Source organism: Halalkalibacter alkaliphilus, from assembly GCF_023555415.1.
In the GTDB taxonomy this organism is placed as follows: domain Bacteria; phylum Bacillota; class Bacilli; order Bacillales; family Bacillaceae_D; genus Halalkalibacter; species Halalkalibacter alkaliphilus.
Genome location: NZ_JAKRYL010000016.1, coordinates 78,261 through 102,902 on the forward strand (window position 1 = coordinate 78,261; position 24,642 = coordinate 102,902).

The window sequence follows — 24,642 nt, forward strand, 5'->3', positions numbered from 1 at the left end:
TGCTAAGTGAAAAAAATGCGCTGAAAACGGATAACTATTCAGCACATTTTTGTGTTGGTAAGGTCGCTATAATTTTACAGAAACATTCACAAATGTCTCTAGTAAATATTTGTTGATAATCAGTGTTTTCCCTTTTGTCTATGGGATTAATTTCTAAATAAATAAACATAACCCCTCCAATTATTAAAGTTCCTCTATGAAACTATTATAACATCAAAAAACTTAGTTTGTACATCGTACTAACTAAGTTATTGATGTTACCGTCTCTCTTAACGTAAAATACAAAGCCCCCTTGCTCCCCTGTCTGTGGAGACCATAAAAAAATGCCTGCCACTTTGTTTAAGCAATCAAAATGACAAGCACACACCTTTTTTTATTTAGTTAACACGCTTTTTTTACCCAAACGGATACACTCTTGGAGTCTCTTGGTTTGATATCCATTTTACAGTCGTAAACTCTTCAACCGCCCACTCTCCACCGTGTCTCCCTATTCCTGAATTCTTCTCTCCACCGAAAGGAACCATTGGTTCATTATTCACTGATTGATCATTAATATGAATCATTCCCGTTTTAATTTGTTTTGCAACATTAAGCGCTCTATCTGGTGATGATGAGAAAACAGCACCACTTAACCCATATTGAGAATCATTGGCCACTTTAATTGCCTCTTTTTCATCTTTAACAGGAATAATAAGAGCGATAGGACCAAAGATCTCGCTTTGGGCGATTTCCATCGTATTCGATACATCTGATAAGACAAATGGTTCCACAACTTTTCCAACGATCTTCCCTTCAAGAGCAACTGTCGCTCCTTCTTCTATACCTTTATTTAGTAAAGCTTTAATCGTATCAACTTGCTTGTTATTAATTAACGGGCCTATCACCGTATCTGCATCAGACGGATCACTCGCCTTTAATTTAGATGCTTTTTCTACGAATCTGTCTACAAAGTCTTGATACACACTTTCCACAACGATAATTCGGTTTATCGCCATACAAATCTGGCCTTGGTGTAGGAATTTTCCGAAAATAGAAGCTGTGGTTGCTTGTTCAAGATCCGCATCATCAAGAACGATGCATGCATTATTGCCTCCTAATTCAAGAGAAACTTTCTTTAGATTATATCCGGCAATTTCGCCTACTTTTCTTCCTATTTCAGTTGATCCTGTAAATGAAATGATTTCTGGAATCGGATGGTCAATAAACGAATTTCCTATATCTTTACTAGAAGCCACGATGACACTTACTAAACCTTTAGGAACCCCAGCTTCCTCAAATACCTTTGCAAGAAACAGTCCCCCTGTAATAGGAGTATCTAAAGATGGCTTGATCACTACTCCATTTCCTGTTGCGATAGCTGGTGCTAACGAGCGAATCGTCAGGGACAACGGAAAGTTCCACGGAGTAATAATACTAACAACCCCTAAAGGCTCCTTTAATACTACATTTGTTTTTCCAGGAACCACCGAAGGAAAGGTGCGAGTTTCCATTTGAAAAGGAAAGCTAGCTGCTTCATTCACTAACGTAATCGAGGCAGATACTTCACTATTTGCTTTGATTCTTGTTGCTCCTCCTTCTTTTATTAATAAGTCTACGATCTGTTCTCTTCTTTCTTCCATTAATTGTGCCGCTTTTTTAAGAATCTTTTCTTTCTCATATGGATTTGTTTTCGACCATTCTTTTTGTACACGAGCCGCTTCTATGTATGCAGCATGAACATCTTGTTTAGTCGCCATTTTTATTTGCACGAGTTCCTCATCCGTATATGGATTTAAAACAGAAAGGATACTAGTACTTGAACCCTCACTCCATTCACCTGCAATAGGACAACGAGACCATTCAGAGTAATTCACTTAGATACTCACCCCTTTTTAATAGTTGCTGCACCCTTTTCGCTAAATAAGCGTAAGTGCAGCATTGGTTCTAAACTGTCATTTTACTGAAATGTAATTACAGGTTTTATCGCGGTGCCATTTTTAGCATCTTCAGTCGCCTGATTTATTTCTTCTAATTTATAGAAGGAAATTAACTTATCAAATGGTAATTTTCCTTGTTTATATAACTCAATCATTTGTGGAATGAAAACTTGAGGTTGCGAGCTTCCTTCCACAACACCTGTTATCGTACGTTCTTGTCTGATCGTTTTAATATCTAGACTGACTTCGGTTCCAATAGGAGGAACTCCGATTACAGCACATGTTCCTAAAGATGCTAAGCAATCCACAGCCTGGCGTAGAACCTCAGGTCTTCCACTCGTCTCTAAAGAATAATTCGCCCCAAGATTAGTAATTTTTTGAATCTCTACTAAACTATCACTCACAGAAGAATTGTAAGTATAAGTAGCCCCTAGCTCTTGTGCTAGTTTTAGGCGACTATCGTGAATATCAACAGCAATAATAGTCGTACAGCCAACGACTTTCCCAGCCATGATCGCACTTAATCCAACTGATCCACAACCAAATACAACCATGCTCGAACCCGGCTCAGGCTTCAATTTATTGATCACGGCTCCACAACCCGTTTGGATGCCACAGCCAAGGGGCCCTAGTAACTCAATTGGAACATCTTTTGAAACCTTTACGATGTTTCTTTCAGAGGCTATCGCATAATGAGAGAAACTGGACTGACCAAAGAAACTTGAGATGTCCTTATCTCCGATTGACAAACGTTTTGTACCATCGCTCATGTTGCCACCAAAATTCAGGTGAAAAAAGTTTACACATGCATAGGACTGTCCGTTCTGACAATTCTTACACGTTCCACATGAGCTAAAAGTAAGTACAACATGATCCCCAGGTTGAACGCTAGTGACACCTTGACCAACTTTCTCAACAATACCAGATCCTTCATGCCCTAAAACGATAGGGAATGTAACCGGAAATTGTGCATCCCTTACAACCAAATCGGTATGGCATATCCCTGTACCTGCTATTTTCACAAGCACTTCACCACATTTCGGATCACCTATTTGAATGTCTGTAAGGTGAAACGGTTCTCCCTTTGCTAATGTAACAGCCGCTTTTGTTAACATCCTACCACTTCCTTTCTAGAGAGACTGAAATTGGACTAAGGCTTTAATACCCTCTCCCGCATTTCATCCACCAATTTATTTAAATGAGATTGATCACTTTCACCGTTTAAGACTCCCTTTGTTTGTTCTAAAACGTCTTTTAAGAATTGTACAAACATATCATTGTCCTGCTGGAACAACTCGTTCCACAATTCATGCAACTGCACTTTATACATGGTGACATCTTCATGGTTCGCTTCGCGTTTCTCAATTTCATCAATTAACTCGAATACTTCTGTACTCCACATTTCAAAATCAAACATATGGGCCTCCTTTAATCGCTTTCAATTGTTTTTATTCAAAAGAGTTTATAAGCTTTTGATGATGTTGCTCGGCTTCATCCGTCCAAATCCCTTCTTCTTTAAAATATTTGATAGCCCCATCATGATAAGGAGCAGAAGGAACCGGATTGAACATATCCTCTGGCGTTAGACCTTCAAACCAACCAAATATTTTCGTTAATTCCGCGTGTTGTTCCCATAACGTTTTGGTGATGTCATAAACGGCTTCTTCAGATACATGTGTAGAGCTAACTAGTGTCACACCAAACCGATAAATAACCGTATCTTCCTTAATAATTCCTCCGTTAACCACGACCGGTTCAAGAGAAGGAACAAATTCTTGCATTTGTTTTACCAGTTCATCTTTCTTTTGATCTAACTCACCAGGAGTGACATCTGCATAATTTAAAGCTTTTATTCCAATTGCATTATCCATTTCTAGAAATGCCCCTTGTGATGGGTTTCCTGTAAAGACAGCGTCTACTCTTCCCTCTCTCAATGCATCCATTCCGGCATTGTTATCAGCAATTGTAACTAACGTAACGTCATCACTTGTTAAACCAACAGAGGCGAGTTGAGCTTCCAATAAGTATTGAATAATCCATTCTCCGTTGTACCCTGCTGCGATTCGTTTCCCTTTTAAATCACTTAATTTCTCTATACCTGAATCTTTCCTTACTGTGTAACCACTCATATTAAGCCTCCCTACCGAAGCAATTGACCTTACATTCTGATACGCTTCATTAAACATCCCCTCTCCATTAACAGCCCAATAAACATTTGGTTCTTCCGATACGCCAAAATTCACTTGGTTCTCATTTAGTAAAGGTAGCCACTGAGTTGCCCCTACATAAGGACGGACTGTCATATTTACCGAGGAACCATCGCTTACTACACTTGCAATCGCTGACCCAACACTATTAAAAAACAAACCAGAAGGATTCGTGGCAACACTTAGATTAGAGTTATCTGTTTCACCAGTAGTTGAATTGCTTCCTCCACATGCTGTTAAGGCGATTGCACCGACACCAAGTAATAGAGCCATTGTTAACTTTCTTGAAAGAGACCTGGCTATTTTATTCATGATCAACCTACCTACCTTCTTAATTTATTTGCGCTTTATTATTAACAACCAGAGCCTTTTGGTTCGCTTTTCTTTTTACGTACTCTAGTATGAATACGACAGATGCGATAATACACCCAGCTAGATTTAACCCTAATCCTAATTCAGGCAGTAGTATAAAAGACGCTGATAAAATTAATAACACTCGCTTTGGCCAAGTTAAATGATCAAATAAATATCCAGCGACAGCTACTGACAAAATACAGACAGCAAGAGTGGTTAATACTATCGCAGAAAGTACACTCGCTGTATTCACTTCTTGAGACGTACTTAATAAAATACTAGAGTTGTAGACAAATACAAACGGAATGATATACCCCATAATCCCTAACTTCGTTGCTTCAAATCCAATCTTATGTGGACTCTCTTTTGCAATAGGCGCTGCAGCAAAACATGCTAACGCAATAGGTGGGGTAATGTTAGACATCGTTGCAAAGAAGAACACAAAGAAATGAGCTGCAATCGGTGCTACACCTAATTCTACTAATGCTGGTACAACCAACACGGCTACGATTGCATAAGCCGCAACAGCTGGCATCCCCATCCCCAAGACGATACAAACAATCGCACTAGCAACTAACAAGGCAAATAAACCGTATTGCCCGAAGTTGGTTATGACTTGAACAAGATTGAATCCAAGTCCGGTGATGGCAATAACCCCTACAATCAATCCCGCTGCTGCTAAAATGACACCAATTTCTAACATTGTTTTTCCTGTATCTTTAAAAATACCTATGATCCTACGGAAGATATCCCGCCGTATTTGTTTTTGCAAACTTAAAACAATAACCGCTATTCCAGATGCATAGACTCCTGCTGTTGCTGGTGAGCGCCCTTGCACAAATAGGACGTATACTAAAAACACAAAGATAGGTACAATCAACCACGCCTTTTTTAACACTGTCGCTCGATCTGGCAAGTCTTCCCGTGGAATTTTTTTAATATTGTTCTGACCAGCTTTTAAATCTACTTGAATGAATAAAGAAACATAATACATTAGGGCAGGTACAATGGCTGCTAGTATGATGACTTGATAAGATACCCCTAAGTTCTCAGCCATCATAAAAGCGACAATTCCCATAATAGGAGGAGTAAGCGTGCCCCCGGTTGAAGCCACCGATTCAATCGCCGCTGATTGAGAACTGCTATAACCACTTCGCTTCATGAGAGGGATGGTCATGCTGCCTGTTAACAACACATTGGCAACTGGATTTCCTGTAATACTCCCTACCGAAGCAGACCCAACAACAGAAGCTTTGGCAGGACCTCCCCTAAAACGCCCGAATAGAGAAACGGCGATGTCATTAAAGATATCTCCACCTTTTAAATTAAGTAACGTTTGACCAAAAAGAATAAACGCAAAAGCCATCGTGGCCGCTAAATATAAAAGGTCTAACAAACTATTAGCATCTAGATATAAATAGTTTAGTAATTGATCATACGATGTCCCTTGTCCCTTAAATGCTCCTGGCATATACGGGGCCACAAATCCATAACTTAAAAATGCTGCGACAATGACGACTAAGGACAAGCCAAACATTCTTCTTAATGCTTCTAGAATTAATAAGATGACGACTCCACTTAAAAGGATGCGAGACGGAGTAATGACCGAAAATTGATAAAGAATGGTAGGATAAAAAATAGCGATATACATTCCACCGTAAAGTCCCATACCAGACATACACCAGTCATACCATGGAATGACCGTTCTAGAAGATCGCTTCGTTGCAGGTATACCAAGAAAAACAGCTGCAAGAACTAACCCCATAAACCATCCTGCATATTGTTGTTTCATGATCGATATGCCAAAGAAGTCAAAAAAGGACAAAATGAATAAAACACCGGATAGGGGGATCAGGATTAATAACATACTCCAGAGGGATGCCTGCCACCCTTTTAACTCCCTAAACTTTGACACCAACTCGTTGCTTTTCTCCACATATGACACTCCTTTATTAACAAATATATGGACTTATATAAGAGAAGAATTTAGGGTGATAGACTAAGAAGGGATCTAAGTTAGAATTTCACTAGCCTTTAGCGGTCTAGCCCTTATCCCCCTGTTACTCTTAGAGACTATAACGTTCACCTTATTTTTTTACACCTAACAAAACTTCCTCATTATTACGAACTCACTAAGTTACATTCCATATGTCATTACATTTTGCTCTTCCTTAATCAACCTTCCTAATATTCTTCTAGCCACCAGTGATGATTATGAAAATGTACTGGGGATCGGAAGCGAATCCCCAATACAGTTCGCTTGATTAAATAATTGGTAGTTGACCAACTCTCTTAGCTCCTAGAAGCTCTAAATCTTTCATCATGATCTTAATCGTATTTTCAAGACGTGTGCATTGAAGTTCTAAAATGTTACGACGTTTCTTGGCATCGCCACAATATTTTTTCATAATCTCTTTCCCTACGGCAATATGCCTCGGTTCATCAGCAACCACACTCTTTTCAATATCTTTAAGTAGTTCAGTTGGTAATAAGCTATATGTGATGCTTTCATCCGGTTTAAGTGTTCCAAAGCCAAATAGATAGACCAAAATAGGCTCACCAGTCAGTTGCAGGTTCACGGCGATTTCTGCAGGATCATCGTAGTCATTAGTCAGTTGGAATTGTTTAATAACTTCTGGACTAACGTCGTAATCTTGTAGTCTCGGACTTCCACCATAATGCTTACACCAGCGCCCCCATGTACGTTGGTGCTGTACTTCATCAATAATTTGTTGAGCTAAACGAATACGAATCCCTATATCTTCAGGATTTTTTTCTAACATCACAATTTGTTTTGAAGGTGGATGCACCCCATTATAAAATTCTCGCCACGCTAACCTAGCACAAAATTCAACCAAATTATCTTTACGGGTTTGTTCATCAAGCTCAAATGTTTCCCAATGTTCCTTATGAAAAAAGATTTCTGCAAACATTTCTGACTTTCCAATTATTTTCTCCACAAATTCTTTTGGTGTCCAAGCCATTAATTCCTGATCAGATAGCTTTTGTAACTTTGGTAATTCAACAGCAACAGTCATTTCCAAAACACCCTTTCTTGTAATAGTCTAAACTTTCTTCCTTTTTGGATAAAAGTTGGCAAAAAATCATTATACGTGATCAAAAGAACCAAGGTTAGCAAACGCTTTCATTTTTGATCGAAACCGCTCGCTAACACATTTAAATAGTAGGTTTGCACTATTTCTACTATTTAAATCTTTTCTATATTCTGACACTTTTTTTCGTTGAAGACAATAGATTTTAGACTCCGAAAAATGTATAGGGTATACACTTTTTCTATACTAGTAAATACATTTGAAGACTAGTTGTATCGTGGCATTTCTTTTACCATCTCAACAAATTTTTCTGTACCTAAATGAGAAAAGCGGTGTTCCTTTAATACAATGTGAATAGGTCTGGTAATCTTCACATTGTTTATTTTCACTTCTATTATCCTCCCTGTCTCTAATTCCTTTTCTACAGCCATTCGTGAGACAAAAGATATGCCTAGACCATATTCCACTGCCGTCTTAATCGCTTGAGTTGTTTCAAGCTCGATATAACTTGAAATTTTCTCAAGTAAATTGTGTTTTTTTAACTCTTTTTCTACTCGGACTCTAAATTCCGAATTGGCAATTCTTCTAACAATTTGTTCATTTACTACCTCAGGAAAATCAATCATTTCTCTTTGTCGCCAAGGATGCTCTGGTCCTACAATTAAAATAAGCTCATCTTCCATTAACACCTCTGTCTGAAACCCCTTATGGTCAAATTCGCCTTCTACAATTGCAATTTGAAAGAGATCTTGTGATAGGCAATCGATTATTTTCTTTGTATCACCTATTTTTAAAGATAACTGTGCTTCAGGATACTTCTTTTTAAATTCACCGAGTAATTTAGGCATAATGTACTCACCCACTCGCAAAGAAGCGCCAACAGGCAACGTAAATTGATTTTCCTCATTCATTCGTTTCATTGTTTCAATCGATGAATTAAATTGATTAATAATAGACTTTGCAATAGGATACAACTTTCGTCCTGCTTCAGTAACCGTCAACTTATTTTCCTTTCTTTCAAATAAGGGCAAACCATAAAAGTCTTCTATTGCACGAATTTGTCGTGTCACACTTGGTTGTGAAACAAAACTAGTTTGCGCGGCTTTACTAATACTCTTTTCATCTACGACTAAACAAAACATTCTTAAACTTTCAATGTTAATCGTTCTCCAACTCCCTTTCATGTAGTACATATGAATTATCATATAAACAGAGAATAATTCGGAATGTATAGCAGAAATTCCTTCTTGAATTACAATCATTAGTTTGGGAAACAAACTTAGGAAAGACTTACTGGGATTAGCTCACTAAAGATAACGGAAGGATGTTTTGTTTTGTGAAGATAATAGAGGTAAGGATTTATATTTTATGGAAGGAATTAGGATGGTTCTCGGGCTTCATCTAAAAAAATACGAATAGAACCATCCTTATTTAATAGATTTACTACAACAAGTTCTTCCCCCTCCCCTAAATTTGATAATCCAATGTGGCGACTATCAACTCTTCTGTATGATAGTCAAATCCTTTTTCCTTTACTACTTGTTCAATCGTCGGGTATTTGATTTCGTCTTTATACTTTTTGGTCCACCCTGCTTTCTTGACGGTATCCCGGATAGCCCCTTTCATATTGGCAAAGACAAAGGTTACACCGTATTCTTTTCGATAGGAAACGATCAATTCTTCTAATGTGCCAACTGACACCGTGTCCATATCATTCACTCCTGCCATATCAACGATGATCCACTTTGCTATCGGTTTTCTTTTAAGAAAAGCTTTTATTTTCTCTTCAAAAAAAGCAATATTTGCAAAATGTAGCGATGAATCAACACGAATTAACAATACGTTTTCTATTGTTCTGGCTTTAGGATATCTATTCGTGTCACGAAAAGCATTTTCTTTTTTAACATAGCCTAATTCAACAATATTAGGCCGTGCACTCCGCTTCACAAATAAAATCAATGTAAAAGCAGCTCCAATAATAATTCCCCACTGAATGCCAACAAATAATGTGACGAAAAACGTCGTGACCCAGATCCACCCTTCAAACGGTTTTACTCGAAAAAGATGTCTCATTTCTTTCAAGTCAATTAATTTGTAAACGGCGACCATTATAATGGCAGCTAGAATGGCATTGGGTAAGTAGTAAAAAAAGGAGGTAAAGAAAAATAAAGTAACCATTACTAACATCGCTGTGATCATAGAAGCCACTTGTGTTACACCGCCAGCTTGATAATTGACTGCGGTTCTAGAAAAACTTCCATTAACCGGAAATGAATGAAAACAAGCCCCAACAATATTAGCAAGGCCTAAAGCTCTTAACTCCCGATTCGGATTAATTCTATACTTTTCTTTGTTTGCAATAGCCTTAGCAATTGCTAATGACTCCATGAAAGCAATAAGTGAGATCGTTAGGGCCATTGGGAATAATAGCTGCATGACCTCGATTGAAAGAGGTGGCAATTCGATGGTCGGAAATCCTTGTGGGACGTCTCCAACGATTTGTACTCCAGATTGATGTAGTCCAAATACATACACCATTGCAATTGATAGTATGACAATAAGTAAGGCACCTGGGATTTTGGGATTTATTTTTTTTAGGAAAGCAAGTCCTAACATACTACCAATCCCTATTCCTACGGTTAGGAGGTGAACATCTGATAGATGTTGAAAGATCTCCCTAAACAATACATGAATTTGCAAATAATTCCCTGCCTCAATTCCTAGTAAATGTTTCAACTGACTTAGACCAATCACAATAGCTGCTGCAGAAGTATATCCATTCATAACCGAATGGGGAATAAATTTTACGATAAAACCAGCTTTAGACATTCCTAGTATAAATTGAATCACCCCAACCATGATGGCTAGTATCAATACATAGGAAATATACTCTTTTGAGCCTGGTTCGGCAACCACCGAAACACTCGAAAACACAAGCAATGAAGTGATGGCAACAGGACCAACAGATAAATGTCTGGATGAAGCTAACAAAGCATAAATGATTAATGGAATCGTAGAAGCATATAATCCCATAACTGGAGGCAGTCCTGCGAGCATCGCATATGCCATCCCTTGAGGGACGAGCATAACAAAAATGGTCAAACCTGCTATCAAATCACGTTTAAAGGAATGCTGATTATATGAAAGACCTAATATAGAATATTTTTCGGGACTCATAATCCTATTCCTTTCTTTGTTTTATTCTATAACTTAGACCATGTTCGTGAACAAAAGACACCGTCTTCCTCAAAGGAGGGAGACGGCATTTTACTTTTCACTTACATTTCTTTTGCACTCAAATTTGGTACCCCAACAAACTTTCTAACCTTTAGTTCATACAGCAATGTAGCCACAATTAGAACAAAGCCGATAATATCAAACAGAATGCCCACATTAATCAAAAGAACCGCCCCTAAAAACAGCATCGACCGTGAAATTAATAAGACTGGTTGCTTTAAATACCCTTCTAAAGCAACAGCTAATGCATAAATTCCAATCAACGCTGTAACCGATGCCAGTAAGATCGTTACGACAGTGCCTTGGAAAATAAGTGCTGGACCATAGACAAACATAAACGGAACAATAAAGGCAACGGCTGCTAATCTACAAGCTGTGATTGATGTCGACATTGGATTTGTTTTTGCAATTCCACTTGCCGCATATGCTGCAATTGCAACTGGAGGCGTAATACCTGATAGAACGCCATAATAGAAAATAAACATATGAGCCGCCATACTAGGAACGCCTAACTGTGTGATAGCTGGTGCTGCTAATACCGCCAAAATAATATAGGATGCTACCGGTGGCAAGCCCATACCCATGATAATCGATGCCACCATAGTTAAAAGAAGCAATACAAATAAATGGCCTCCAGAAAGTTCAATTAATATTCCAGAAAACCTTAATCCCATTCCCGTCATGTTAATAACACCGATGACAATACCTGCGCAAGCGCAAGCTGATGCTACAACTAGCGATAGCTTCATGCCCTGCACAATTGCTTCTTTCATATCATAGAAGCTCATTCTTGTTTCTTTCCGTAATAAGCAGACAAGAGGTACAGAAACGATACCCCAAAATGCTGCTTCAGGAGGTGGCAGTTGAGGTCCGATTAATAAAAACACTAACACTAACAGCGGAAGGATTAAGTGTCCTTTCGTAACTATCATTTCTTTTAAGTTTGGAACCTTATAGTGATCTTCACTATTTTCTCCCATGCGAGCAGCTCGTAAATCTACCATAATAAAGATGGCAATGAAATATAACAAGGCGGGGATTAAGGCCGCTAAAGCAACTTGAATATATTCTACTTGTAAAAAATCAGCCATTAAAAAGGCAACTGCTCCCATGACAGGCGGTAACAGCATTCCCCCTGTTGACGCGACTGATTCAACTGCCCCTGCATATTTAGCTTTATACCCACCGCGCTTCATTAAAGGAATAGTTAAGATTCCAGTTGTCGCTACATTTCCAACTTGACTCCCACTAATGGAACCAAATAGGGCACTTGAGACGATGGAAACTTTAGCGGCTCCCCCTCTGAAACGCCCTACTAAAGAAAAGGCTAAATCGATAAAAAACTTCCCTGCTCCTGACTTCTCTAAAAATGACCCGAACAAGACGAATAACACTACATATGTCGCCGAAACACCTAGCGGGATGCCAAATACTCCTTCATTTGATAGACCAACTTGAGTGATGATTCGCTGCAAGCTATACCCAGAATGAGCAAATAGCAAAGGTAACTTCTCACCTACGAAAGCGTATACAAGAAATAGTGTAGCTAATACTGGCAAAGCCCATCCTATAATCCTTCTTGCTGCTTCTAACGTTAAAAGAATACTTAATATCCCAACGACTAACATCGTTATTGTAGGAGAGCTAAATGCCATGGATAAATCAATAAAATGCATATAAATATAACCCGCGATAAAGATTGAAGCACCTGCCAACAGTATATCGGTAACCCAAGCTATTTTCCCTCTCGTTGATATATTACCTTCATTATTTTGCTTTTTCATAAAAGGGTAGATTAAAAAGATGAGTGCTAGGGCAAAGCCTAGATGAACACCCCTCTGCTGCATAGAAGGAAATATTTGAATTCCACCAGCGTACAGGTGAAAGAATGCCAAGAAAAACGCGAGAATTACTACTGCCCTTGTAATTATTTTCTGTAACATAATCGACTACACTCCTCACTTTCATTGTCAGAAGTTCATATAGAGGTACGGATAGAGAATTCCTGCTCTTGGCACCTATTTTCGCTGTATGTGTTCATGAAGTTTATTGTTGAACCTCTATGCCATGATCTTCAAAGTATTTTAATGCACCTGGGTGATATGGAATGGTCACACCTTCTGTGACGGATTCCGGTACAATATCAAATGTAGGATGAATGTCTTTCAAACCGTCAGTGTTGTTCATAATCGTTTCTAAAAATTTATAAACCATTTCATCATCTGTCTGTTCGTGAGTTATATAAATGGAGTAAAACGCCCCAATCGTTATATCTTCATCTTGTCCTGGGTACGTACCTGCTGGTATATCTACCGATGAATAATATGGATGTTCAGACTCAAAGGTTTCCATGATGGAAGGATCAACAGGAATAATTCGTACATTTTCTGTTTGAGTAATTTCTCTAACAGTCGGTGCCGGAATAGCTCCCATTAAATAACCTGCATCGACACTCCCGTTAGCTACTGCTTCTTGAATTTCTGTAAAGCTGCTAAGCGGCAGTGGTTGATAATCGTCTTTGCTCACACCATGAGCTTCCATTAAATCTTCTAGTAATTCTGTCGGAGGTGTACCAATTGCAGCAACACCGACTCGTTTTCCTGCTAAATCTTCAAATGACTGAATAGGAGAATTCTCACGTACTACTAAATGAAGCGCATTGTAACTCAAATACCCGATTCCTCTTAAATAATCATGTTCGCCTGGAACTGGTTCTAAAACTCCATTAAATGCTTGGTCAGCACCTAATGCTCCAATACCACCAAATGCCGGCATACCTTGTTGATGACGTTCAGACATATACTGGACAATTTCCGATGTCCCATTTGTTGCCTCAGTGGCAAAAGAAGCTCCTGGCAGCACTTTTTCGTTATTTATTATATTAGCCAAACCTGCACTTATAATATAGTTAATCCCACCTGAACCTGGTGTGTACACAGGCACAATCCCTGAGAAACTACCTTCTGTTTCCTCTCCGTTGGTAGCTGGTTGGCTTGAATCTCCACCTCCGCAGGCAACTAACATAACTGAAATAAATATGAGAGAAAATATTCCAACTGAAGCACGTTTCATTCAATCATCTCCTTCATTGATTAATAGAATTAATCCCTATCCTACGTTAATAACTTGTAAATCCTCTGGAACAATCACTTCCCCGGTAAACTCAGCAGAAGCCTCTTGAAGTGCAATTCGACCATCAGCTTCAGGTAAAAAATGAGTAAGAACTACTTTTTTTACGTTGGCTTTCTTTGCAATAACCCCTGCCTGAGTGGGACTGCAATGTTCTTTCTGAAGCTGCTCCCAAATTTTCTCTAAAGCTTCACTTTTTTTACCAGTCGTCAGTCCTGCGTTTTGAACGAGTATATCTGCTCCTTCTGCAAGGTGCACGATTGCTTCATTCGGTGACGTATCACTTGAGATCACAATTGCTTTCCCGTCGATATCGAACCGAAAAGCGAATGTTGGAACATTATGAATCATACGAGCCGTAGTTATTTTGTAAGGCAACGGATTTTCTATTAATTCACCAGGTTCCTCAAACTCGATAACTTCGACATCACGGATCCCTGCTCCTGAACGGCCAAGGGAACAACGGTAATCAATATCATATGAATACATGTTCAAAATACTTTCATGGAAATCCTTTGTTCCTCTAGGACCAATAATTGTCAGCTCTGACCTGCCCTGCCCCCAGCCACCTAGTAAAAACTGAGCGTAACCCATCGTGTGATCGGAATGTAAATGTGTAAATATTAAATACTTTATGGACTCGGGTTTAATTCCAGCTTTCATTAATTGAGCTGTTGTCCCTTCACCACAGTCAATTAAAATCGTTTGATCTCCAACTACAAGTGCTTGAGCTGGCTGCGAGCGATTTAGATTCGGGCGTGGACTTCCTGTTCCAAGCATCACAACTGAAATATCTGACATGTGCTATCAACTCCATTTTCTAATATTCATTACATAACAAAATCTCCTATTATCTTTTGTTCACTTTGGATAGAAGTGCACAAATAAAAACGCTTACATTTCGGCATTCATATTAATCACCCTTTAATTCATTTTGGATAAAAGTGTTCGTGAATTCATAATACATGATCCTTCCAAAAAAATAAATATAAATTTTAGAATTTTTTAAAAATAATACCTTATTCATTTTCCTCTCTGCCAAACAAAGACGAAAATATAGAAACAGCTGCTCCAATAGAAGCATTGGATTGCAATGAACTTTCCTGAACGATTTTTACTTGTTTATTTAAAGTAATGTGCTTTAATGTTACTTCCTGTACTTTATCAAAGTACCCATTGTAACGTTGAATCAAGGGACCAGATAGAACAGCAACCTCTGTTTCAAGTAGATTAATAATATTGGATAGTCCGACACCATAATAGTATGCAGAACGCATAACAGCATCTTCTGTTATTTCACGATCTCGATCTAACTGCTCAATTAGAGCAATCGTATTCTCTCTATACCAATTTATGTCTCTATCCTCTGAAAGATAGCTACTACCCAAATCTTTTAAAATAGCATAAAGGGATGTATATGCTTGCAAGCAGCCTCTTTTTCCACATTCACAAAGTTCACCATTTATATCTATAACCATATGGCCATATAACCCGACATTACCATTATGTGCTCGTACCACTTCTCCGTTTGAAATGATTCCACACCCTATTCCCCAACTATTAATGGAGCAAAGAATATTTTTGTAGGCTGAATTTTCACCTTTATACTCGCCTAATGCAGCGAGTGTCGCACCATTTTCAAGTGTCACTTTTACCGGAAAATATTTTTTCAATTCTCTGACAATCGGTACATTTTTCCACCCAGGAGCAGCAAATGGCTCTGGTTCTAAAATAACCCCACGTACTCTATCAAGTGGCCCAATCGCCCCAACCCCAATACCTAGTAACTCATCATTAGTAAAGTGATGTGTTTTCATGAAGTTATGGATAATCGTAATTGTCTCATCAATAATAACTCTTGGAGTATGTTCTTTCGTCATTGAGATCGTAACCTCATCGATAAAGTCAAAATGGAGATTATGTAAAGATACTCTCGTAAACATCCTGTTTATATGTAATGAAATAATAAAGCCTAACCGAGCATTAATGCTATACAAAATCGGTGGACGTCCTCCATTTGAGTCCCCGTAGCCAGATTCCACAATTAACCCATCTTTTTCTAAACGCTCAATAATACGAAACAAAGTTGTTTGTTTCAAATTCGTCTTTTCTAAAAGATCTGTTTTAGTAATCGGACCATAATCATGAATTAATAAATAGACAGTTTTAAGTATTTGATGTTTCGGAAGCTCATCTTCTATAAACGATTTCAACATGCACATACACCAACTTTAGCAAAGTAAATTTGTTTTATATTTTATCATTTTCAAATTTCTGATGTCTAGATAATATATTCAGAGTGTTAGAAGCAAAGAGACAGATCGAGATATGTGAAAAAGTCGAAAACTTTAACCCCTGCTACTATATATTGATATTGATACTTAGGAAAGATACTACTTGCTGTAGTCGAACTCCCTCTTTCTAAAAGAAATTGCACTTTTTCACCAGTCTCGAACCGTCCCCATGTTCACAAAGACGATTAAAAAGGGAAGTTTTTAAGTAACATTATTAGTTGCTGGTCAAGGTAATAAACGAAGACCGTATCAACCTAAGCTTATGAAAGCAAGCTGAATTAATAAGCAAAATAGAACAAGAAATACCGCCGTCAGTATTTTAACGGCGGCTTTCCCTATGGCAGGTAATATTAGTCTCTAAATCGTGAGAGTGTCCATTCGAACTTAGAATCAGATTCAAAATTCACTACGTGAGCTATAACTAAGACGTCTACCGTAGTTTATTTAGTTTCCTACATTAATTCAAGTAGTTTTGGTAGCTTCTACTGTCACATCTTCAATTACTTGTTGATTATCTATGCGGTTTTGTATCCAATCTTTAACTAAAATAAAGGCTACAATCCCCAACATAATAAGATTAATTATTAAAGATTGGCCAAAAACATCTATTGGCCAGAACATCGCTAAAGAGCATGCAATAATAATGATACGGTTCCAAACACTTAACTTTCTCACAAAAAATCCTACTATTCCGTACGAAATAATAATACAAGCAATTACCGCAAAAATGATTTTTATAATCATATTAGTAATTGAAGTTTCCAAACCTATAGGAATTAACATGACTGGTGCAAATATAAAAGCAAATGGAACAAGGTAGCCAACAATTCCTAATTTCATTGCTTCTATTCCTATTTTATTAGGAGATGCCTTCGCTATAGGTGCTGCTGCAAAACAACAAACTGCTATTGGTGGTGTAAATGTAGCCAAGCTTGCGAAATAATAAACGAACAAATGTGCCGCAAGTGCTGGGTAGCCAAATTCCACAACAGACGGCGCTACTAATGTTGCCACTAATGTATAGGCTGCCATTGAAGGCATTCCCATCCCAAGTATTATAGACATAACAGCCGCAGCAAACAATAGATAAAAAACTCCATATTGCCCTACTTGGACAAGCAAATACGCGAGATTAAAGCCTAATCCAGTTATACTCATTATCCCTACAACAATACCAGCTCCACCTAGAATAACACCAATCTCCATTAACATTTTCCCCGTACCCACAAATACTTCTAGCAGTCGACTAAGAATATCTTTCCATACTTCCCTTTGAAAAAGAAGGAAAACTAAGGCAATAGCAGCTGAATACACACCTGCTAAAGGTGGAGTATAGCCTAAAATAAACAAGCTATAAATTAAAAAAACAAAAGCAGGAAGAACCATCCAAAAAGTTGTAAAGATCTTTTTCCAAGGAATCATTTCGCTTTTTTTCATTTTCCCCATGCCGTTTCGTGCAGCAATTAAATCTACTTGCATAAATAGACACAAGTAATATAAAACTGCCGGGACTAAAGCTGCTAAAGCCACGGTCGTATAGGGAAGAGACAAGAATTCTGCCATGATAAAAGCAGAAACACCCATAACTGGAGGTAAGAGACCTCCTCCACTTGAGGCAACTGCCTCAATTCCACCAGCTTGTGATCCCTTTAATCCATGCTTCTTCATTAAGGGAATCGTTACGCTACCTGAAAGCATAACATTAGAGACTGGGTTTCCCGTTACAGTTCCAATTAGACTTGATCCAGCGATCGAAGCTTTAGCAGGCCCCCCGCGAAATCGACCAAATGAATTAATAGCAAAATCATTTATAATGTCTCCACCTTTAAAAACAAGCAGTGCCTGACCAAATAAGATAAAGGCAAGAGCAGTTGTTGCAGCAATTCCTAATAAACCCACAAACCCGTTATAATCTAAATATAAATAGTTAAACAATTGGGTTGCACCTATTTGTCTTCCTTCTAATGCTCCAGGCATGTAAGGTGCTGCAAAAGCGTACACAATAAAGAAGCCAACAATTGTAAATAAAATTAGACCTACAACCCTACGTAAAGCTTCCATTAATAACAATATAGCAACAATGCTTAGAAACACTCTCTCAAAAGGCAAGTTTGTTGTACTAGTAATTAATTGCGGATAATACAACATCATATAAAATCCTGCCAAAAGACCTAGTATGGATAAAATCCAATCATACCAAGGAACTTTTGATGAAACATTTTTCTTAACAGCCGGCATAACTAAAAATGCACTAAAGAGTACTAAGCCTAAAAAAAATCCAATATATTGCTCTTGGTACACCACGAAACCTAGCTTCTGATGGATGCCAAGAATGTACATAATTCCCATAACAGCAATCATAAAAAGAGCCGCTTTCCAAATAATTGCCGTAACTCCTTGTAAAGGTCGCCTCTTTATAAACTCTTCCTGTACTTCCATATTAATAACCTCCATCTCGAATCATAGGTTAATAGTGTCCTGATTTTAGGATACATATTTCCCCTCTCCTCTAACTATTAAGGTAAGGAGAGGGAGTTATTTTAATTTAGTAACTCTTGTTGCTTTTCTTCTAACTCATCTGTCCATACACCTTTATCTTTGTAAAATTGGACAGCTCCATCATGATAGGGCATTGCTGGATCTGGATCTAAGTAAGTATCAGGATGCCACTCTTCCAACCACGAAAATACTGGATGTAATTCTTCATAATAATCCCATTGTGCCTCTAAAATTTTATAAACGTGATCTGCACCTAAGGCCGCACTAGTTACAAGGCTAATTGGATATGCTGTCACTGAATATTCTTCTTCCCCAGCTATACCACCAGACTTAGGCACAACCTGAAAACCGGGTACCTCTTCCTGGAATCTTTGCATTATGTCTGCAGGGAAACTATCTAATTCTTCAGGTGGTACGTCTGCCACATGTAATATTTTGAGGCCAATAGCCGAATCAGCTTCCATCGTACCTGCATTAGTAAGGGCCCCACCAAATGTTGCATCGACACGTCCGTCTCTTAAGGCTTCAGTTCCTTGTTGGGCACCGGAAACAGGTACAGGTACCACATCGTCCCATGTTAAGCCTGCAGCCTCGAGCTGGATTGTGACAAACAACTCAAGGTGTTTATGAGCACCATAATCAGCGGCTACCCTCTTTCCTTTTAAATCTGCAGTCGTTTCGATGCCTGCATCTTCGCGGACCACTAAAACAGCTCCATCAATCATACTACCTCTTAAGATTGTACGAAGATTTTCGTGTGGTTCACTGTAATTTTCTTCACCGTTGTAGGCCCATTTTAAAACTGGACTTGTAGCTAAAGCTAAATCAACATTGCTTTCTTGCAACATTGGTAAATATGCATCAGGTCCTGAATGATTCGTAACTGTCACGTGTATATCCGTTTTATCATTTATAAGTCCTGCAATTCCTGCAGATGAAGCATTGTATGCAGACCCTGATGGATTCGTTGCGAAATCTAACCTAACGTTTTCCTTCTTTTCTAATGCCGCTTCAGAGGAAGTATTTTCTTCTTGCCCCTCAGAACCGGAAGCGCTTTCACTTTTTTCAACTCCACATGCTGTGATGAATAAACTACCGACTACTAGAAACATTAACAATAACAACCCTTTTACTCTTCTCATTCATTATCCTCCTCTAAATTCATTCTAAAAAATCAAAAGGGTACTTTGACAGAGCTACACCACCCTACATCTAGTGGCGCAGCTCATTGAGCTTCTATGAATCGGTTGCCAGTTGTTCAGCCATGGGAATTAATCCCCCACCTATCAACATATTAAGTAGGAACGGATCGATCGGTTTTGCCTGGTATTCTTGATTCGTTGTTATATTTTTAACACAACCTGTTTCAATATCTACTGCAAGAATATCTCCGTCCATCACACTTTCCGTAATTCCTGGACATTCTAAAAGCGGGAGCCCAATTTCAAAACAGTTTCGATAAAATAGACGTGAAGCATACTCCACTACGACAGCACCTACCCCAGTTGCTTTTATGGCTTTTGGAGCAACTGCCCGACCAGAAGATTGGCCAAAATGTTTACCTGCAACTAAAATATCACCTTGTTGAACCTTGGAGGCAAACTCGGGGTTGTGATCTTCAAGCACGTATTTAGCCATTTCTTCATTTGGTAGAAATACGCGATCCCCACGTACAATCTGGTCAGTTGGAATATTGTCACCAAATTTCCAACTGCGCCCCTCCGATTTTAAACTTATAGTCATTTTACCGTTACCTCCTCAACAAGAAACTGACGTGGATCTGCAACTTTGCCTTTGAGAGCCGAAGCCGCAACCGTATAGGCAGAACCCAAGTACATTTTAGCATCAGGACTCCCGTTACGACCTGGGAAGTTACGAGCATGAGTCGAGATCATCGCTTCTGTAGCTGACATTGCGCCCATATTTATTGCCTGATTTGAACCAGCACTTGGCGGGAACCATGTACAGCCGGCTTCATGTAAAACACTTACTAAGCCCTCATGACATGCTTGAGTAAATACTTCTCGACTGGATGGCACAATGTTAAATTTGACCCCTGGTGCTATCTTTTTCCCCCTTAAAATTTGAGCAGCTTGGCGAATGTCTTCAATGCGACCGCCACCGTGACCTCCTAATTCAGCCCAGTGAACCGGCTCTCCGCAAAAATGCTCTACAGATTTTACATTTCCTACAGTCGGTGACGCAGCAATTTGAGGTGCCAAGTTACTTACATCAAATTCTAAAACGGATTCGTATTCTGTATCAGGATCAGAGTTAACTACATCAAACGGTTTGTTTGTCATTTGCTTAACGAAAGCCACTGTTTTTTCATCTGGTTCTATATACGCACACTTTCCACCAAGATCAATTGTAATCAACGGGAATAACCAACGATCCCACATCTCCAAATCTTTTATATATGGCCCTGTAAACTCTATAGCCTTGTATACAGCCCCTCCTTCTCCAATCTCGCCATTAAGCCACAAAGCAACATCTCTTGGTGTCACCCCAGATTGTTTGTGCTCACCGTGTAATTTGACTTGGATGGTCTCCGGAACTTTGAACCAAGTTTTACCATATGGCATCATCATAGCTGCATGGGAATTATTCCCTACACCTGTTGCGAAGCATCCTAATGCACCATGAACCGATGTATGGCTGTCTGAACCTACAACAATTGTTCCGGGCCTTACAAAACCGTTCCTCACACCGACATGATGGATGTTACCGCTTCCACAATCAAAAAGGTTAATCCCATGCCTCTTTGCAAACTCGCGATTTGCTTCTAACAATCGTGCACGCTCTTCATTTGGTGGAGAAAAGTGATGATCAAATACCATTACTACTCGTTCTGGATACTGCATAGATTTCTGTACTTCTTTTTCAAAAACACGCGATGTAATATATCCACTAAGGTCATGTAATAGTAACGTATCTACATTCGCAACAACTACATCACCAGGCACAACTTCTGTCCTTCCACTTGCACGAGCTAAGATTTTTTCTACGAGATTCATCCAGCCACCTCTTCCCCAACTGTAAGTTCTCTTGGATCGGTAATTTCGCCTCGTATAGCTGTAGCTGCAGCAACTTCAGGGCTCGCGAGGTAAATTTCCGAATGATAACTTCCCATTCTCCCTTGGAAATTACGATTAGCTGTTGATAGAGTTACTTCTCCATCTGCCATACTAGCACCATCACCTGCACAACCTCCGCAACCTGGATTCGTAAACAAAGCCCCACTCTCTAGCAATGTTTGAAAGATTCCATCTTCTACAATTCGATTCATAATATTTTTAGAAGCCGGTGTGACTATTAATCGCACACCAGGAGCAACTTTTTTACCTTTAAGGACATTAGCAGCTATTGCCAAATCCTCGTATTTGGCATTCGCGCAAGAGCCAATGAATACTTGGTCTACTTTTATTCCTTTTACTTCATCTATTGGCTTAACATTATCAACAGTATGAGGGGCAGCTACTTGAGGGACCAATTTGGAACCATCAACTTCAATTGTCTTTACGTATTCTGCATCAGGATCAGGATGAATTTCATTATAGTCCTCGGGATATACTCCTCTTTCTCTTAAGTAATCGCGAACTACTTCATCCGGGCGGACATAAGCAAACTTCGCGCCTAGTTCCATTGCTAGATTACATAATGTCATTCTCTCTGAAATAGAAAGTCCATTAACATAGCTTCCATGAAATTCTACCGAATAGTAAGTTGCCCCATCCGCTGTTAAATCTCCCAGTAATTTTAACATTAAGTCCTTAGCAGATGTACCCGGTGCTAGCGGACCTTCAATGTTAACCTTTATGGATTCAGGTACTTTCATCCATAAATAACCCGTCACCCATGTTGCTGTTACTTCGCTAAATCCAACTCCTGTTCCTGCCGCACCAAGTGCTCCATAAATGGTGGAATGTGAATCAGTACCAATAATAACCATACCAGGGCGCACGTGCCCATCCTCCATTAATACAACATGGGCAATTCCAGCATTGACATCATAGAACTTCTCCACTTTCTTTTCTTTAGCAAATTCACGACACAATTTATGATCAGCAGCAATTTTTGCAGATTGAGCAGGTGAGATATGGTCCATTACCATCGCAATTCGATCAACATCATACAATTTATCTACGCCCATTTTTTCAATTGTTCTGATGCAACGCCAACTTGCCACATGACTCATAATGAGCTTCGGATAGACATTAACAACTTCACCTGCAGTAGTTACTGGTACACCCGCTGCTTCAGCTAATACTTTTTCTGCAAACGTTTTTCCCATATCTTTACCTCCCCTCTGACAGTACTGTTTCCTCAACAAATGGAATCAGACCACCAGCATTTAAGATTTTCCGTAAGCTTTCAGGATATGGTGTAAACTGAAACGACTGTTCACCGACATTGACAATACCGTTTTCCGTATCAACAAAAGCACTAGCCCCATCTTCAATTGCTTCAACAGCCTCAGGACACTCAACTGCTAGTAAACCTGTATTAATACTATTTCTAAAGAAGACACGCGCAAATGATTTAGCAATGACCACCTTTATACCGGCTCCAATTAAACAGGTAGCTGCCTGTTCTCTTGCACTTCCACATCCGAAGTTCCTTCCCCCTACAACCACTTGAGAGTTTTGTAATTGTTTTTGGATTTCTAGGCCTAGTGGTTCAAAGGCATGTTCAGCAAGCTCCTTTGGATCTATACTTATTAGGTAGCGACCTGGAATAATGATATCTGTATTAACACTGTCCCCAAACTTTATACATTTTCCACCAACCATGAATCATCCTCCTAATTTAATAGTATCTTTTTTGTTTTTATCCTATAGCGATCAAGGATCAAGGATCATCAAGGAGAAGTCTCCTCCAAGAACCAGTCAGTCGGAATCACGTGGCCTAGATTTTGTTTCTCAGCCTGTTCTAAAATTAGTGCCCCAACAGCTGCAAATTGAAGTCCCATTCCCGTATTATTAGCAAAAACGGTAATTTGGTCAGGGTTATCACGACCAGAGATATTGCCAAGTAATAGATCTCCTAATCCTCCAATATCTTCGTATGTCATTCTTCCTCTATCTACTGGACCAAGGATATCGTATTGTTTGTCGTGATGAATCTGCTCTTTTGAAAACACCACAAGTCGATCCGCTCGATCATACGTTCTATCATCTAATTCCCTACGAGTGGCAGTTCCATCTGGATTTGTAATACACGTAACATGTGTGCCAGGTTCTAACCAGTCACCATCAAAGCATGGGTCATTTGCAGCTGTTGCACATGTAACGATCTGGCAACCTTCCACCGCTTTTTTCGGATGGTCAACTGCAACAATTCGTTTTCCAGTTTCTTCACTCATTTTCTTAGCGAAATTTTCTCTATTTTCCATTGTTGGGCTAAAGACTCTAACTTCTTCAAGGTTTGGACGTACCATCAGTAAAAACAGCAAATGAGATTCAGCTTGCCATCCAGATCCAAATAACCCTGCCACTTTTGCATCTGGGTTAGACATTTCTCTAATCCCAAGCGCCGAGGTCGCACCTACCCGCATCTTTTGAATATAACTGTCGTGCATGATAGCTATTGGTTCTAATTTCGTTAAAGAATATAAAGTCACAAGTCCGCAATATTTGTCTCCGGATGCAATTGGTAGTAAACGGCGCCTTTGAACACCACCAGTTAACGTTTCAGACCCAACCATATCCGATGTGATTCTTAGAGCCCACACCCCTGTTGAAACCGTTCCTCCTTCCTGTGACTTAAAACGATACTGGAACCCTGGATAACGTTCATCCTCCACAGGAAAGTAAGTATGTGTTCTAGGTCGATTTTCTCCTAGACCTTGAGTATAATCCTTGTATGCTTTCTCTAAGTGGTTGATACAATCTTCTGGCTTTAACACCTTCATTACGTCTTCATTACTTAAAATTCTCATTTGATACACTCC

General features: G+C 39.1%; 19 protein-coding genes. All 19 read right to left on the minus strand.

Annotation, left to right across the window (positions count from 1 at the left end; genetic code table 11):
* Positions 1-395: 395 nt before the first annotated feature.
* The 19 genes from MF646_RS15485 to MF646_RS15575 all read right to left on the minus strand — a co-directional run bounded on the left by MF646_RS15485 (position 396) and on the right by MF646_RS15575 (position 24,630).
* Positions 396-1,853, minus strand: coding sequence for an aldehyde dehydrogenase family protein (locus MF646_RS15485; RefSeq protein ID WP_250097417.1), 1,458 nt, complete (start codon positions 1,851-1,853; stop codon positions 396-398).
* An 83-nt stretch (positions 1,854-1,936) separates the two neighbouring features.
* The gene (locus tag MF646_RS15490; protein ID WP_250097418.1) at positions 1,937-3,031 is read right to left on the minus strand and encodes an NAD(P)-dependent alcohol dehydrogenase; all 1,095 of its coding nucleotides are present in this window, start codon (positions 3,029-3,031) and stop codon (positions 1,937-1,939) included.
* 35 nt (positions 3,032-3,066) lie between these two features.
* The gene (locus MF646_RS15495) at positions 3,067-3,333 is read right to left on the minus strand and encodes a hypothetical protein (RefSeq protein WP_250097419.1); all 267 of its coding nucleotides are present in this window, start codon (positions 3,331-3,333) and stop codon (positions 3,067-3,069) included.
* Positions 3,334-3,364: 31 nt separating this feature from the next.
* Positions 3,365-4,435, minus strand: a complete 1,071-nt coding sequence (locus MF646_RS15500) for a TAXI family TRAP transporter solute-binding subunit (RefSeq protein WP_250097420.1) — start codon at positions 4,433-4,435, stop codon at positions 3,365-3,367.
* 19 nt (positions 4,436-4,454) lie between these two features.
* The gene (locus tag MF646_RS15505; RefSeq protein WP_250097421.1) at positions 4,455-6,413 is read right to left on the minus strand and encodes a TRAP transporter permease; all 1,959 of its coding nucleotides are present in this window, start codon (positions 6,411-6,413) and stop codon (positions 4,455-4,457) included.
* Positions 6,414-6,741: 328 nt separating this feature from the next.
* The gene (locus MF646_RS15510) at positions 6,742-7,515 is read right to left on the minus strand and encodes a hypothetical protein (protein WP_250097422.1); all 774 of its coding nucleotides are present in this window, start codon (positions 7,513-7,515) and stop codon (positions 6,742-6,744) included.
* A 281-nt stretch (positions 7,516-7,796) separates the two neighbouring features.
* A complete protein-coding gene (locus MF646_RS15515) occupies positions 7,797-8,723 on the minus strand; it encodes a LysR family transcriptional regulator (RefSeq protein WP_250097423.1) in 927 nt (308 codons plus the stop codon).
* A 274-nt stretch (positions 8,724-8,997) separates the two neighbouring features.
* On the minus strand, positions 8,998-10,707 hold the full coding sequence (locus tag MF646_RS15520) for a SulP family inorganic anion transporter (RefSeq protein WP_250097424.1): 1,710 nt from the start codon (positions 10,705-10,707) through the stop codon (positions 8,998-9,000).
* 101 nt (positions 10,708-10,808) lie between these two features.
* Positions 10,809-12,710: a TRAP transporter permease gene (locus tag MF646_RS15525; RefSeq protein WP_250097425.1), complete on the minus strand. Its 1,902-nt coding sequence runs from the start codon at positions 12,708-12,710 to the stop codon at positions 10,809-10,811.
* Between the two features lie 103 nt (positions 12,711-12,813).
* The gene (locus tag MF646_RS15530) at positions 12,814-13,839 is read right to left on the minus strand and encodes a TAXI family TRAP transporter solute-binding subunit (protein ID WP_250097426.1); all 1,026 of its coding nucleotides are present in this window, start codon (positions 13,837-13,839) and stop codon (positions 12,814-12,816) included.
* Between the two features lie 36 nt (positions 13,840-13,875).
* Positions 13,876-14,697, minus strand: a complete 822-nt coding sequence (locus MF646_RS15535; protein WP_250097427.1) for an MBL fold metallo-hydrolase — start codon at positions 14,695-14,697, stop codon at positions 13,876-13,878.
* 218 nt (positions 14,698-14,915) lie between these two features.
* Positions 14,916-16,112, minus strand: a complete 1,197-nt coding sequence (locus MF646_RS15540) for an ROK family transcriptional regulator (protein ID WP_250097428.1) — start codon at positions 16,110-16,112, stop codon at positions 14,916-14,918.
* 540 nt (positions 16,113-16,652) lie between these two features.
* Entirely contained in the window at positions 16,653-18,629 is a 1,977-nt protein-coding gene (locus MF646_RS15545; RefSeq protein ID WP_250097429.1) for a TRAP transporter permease, read from the minus strand.
* A gap of 101 nt (positions 18,630-18,730) precedes the next feature.
* Complete coding sequence (locus MF646_RS15550) at positions 18,731-19,831, minus strand: TAXI family TRAP transporter solute-binding subunit (RefSeq protein WP_250097430.1); 1,101 nt, start codon at positions 19,829-19,831, stop codon at positions 18,731-18,733.
* Between the two features lie 94 nt (positions 19,832-19,925).
* On the minus strand, positions 19,926-20,432 hold the full coding sequence (locus MF646_RS15555; protein WP_250097431.1) for a LeuD/DmdB family oxidoreductase small subunit: 507 nt from the start codon (positions 20,430-20,432) through the stop codon (positions 19,926-19,928).
* Positions 20,429-21,706: a 3-isopropylmalate dehydratase large subunit gene (locus MF646_RS15560; RefSeq protein ID WP_250097432.1), complete on the minus strand. Its 1,278-nt coding sequence runs from the start codon at positions 21,704-21,706 to the stop codon at positions 20,429-20,431. Before MF646_RS15560 ends, MF646_RS15555 begins: the two co-directional genes overlap by 4 nt.
* The gene (locus MF646_RS15565) at positions 21,703-22,983 is read right to left on the minus strand and encodes a 3-isopropylmalate dehydratase large subunit (protein ID WP_250097433.1); all 1,281 of its coding nucleotides are present in this window, start codon (positions 22,981-22,983) and stop codon (positions 21,703-21,705) included. Before MF646_RS15565 ends, MF646_RS15560 begins: the two co-directional genes overlap by 4 nt.
* A 4-nt stretch (positions 22,984-22,987) precedes the next feature.
* The gene (locus MF646_RS15570) at positions 22,988-23,482 is read right to left on the minus strand and encodes a LeuD/DmdB family oxidoreductase small subunit (RefSeq protein WP_250097434.1); all 495 of its coding nucleotides are present in this window, start codon (positions 23,480-23,482) and stop codon (positions 22,988-22,990) included.
* Positions 23,483-23,550: 68 nt separating this feature from the next.
* Positions 23,551-24,630: an ornithine cyclodeaminase family protein gene (locus tag MF646_RS15575; RefSeq protein ID WP_250097435.1), complete on the minus strand. Its 1,080-nt coding sequence runs from the start codon at positions 24,628-24,630 to the stop codon at positions 23,551-23,553.
* Between the last annotated feature and the right edge of the window lie 12 nt (positions 24,631-24,642).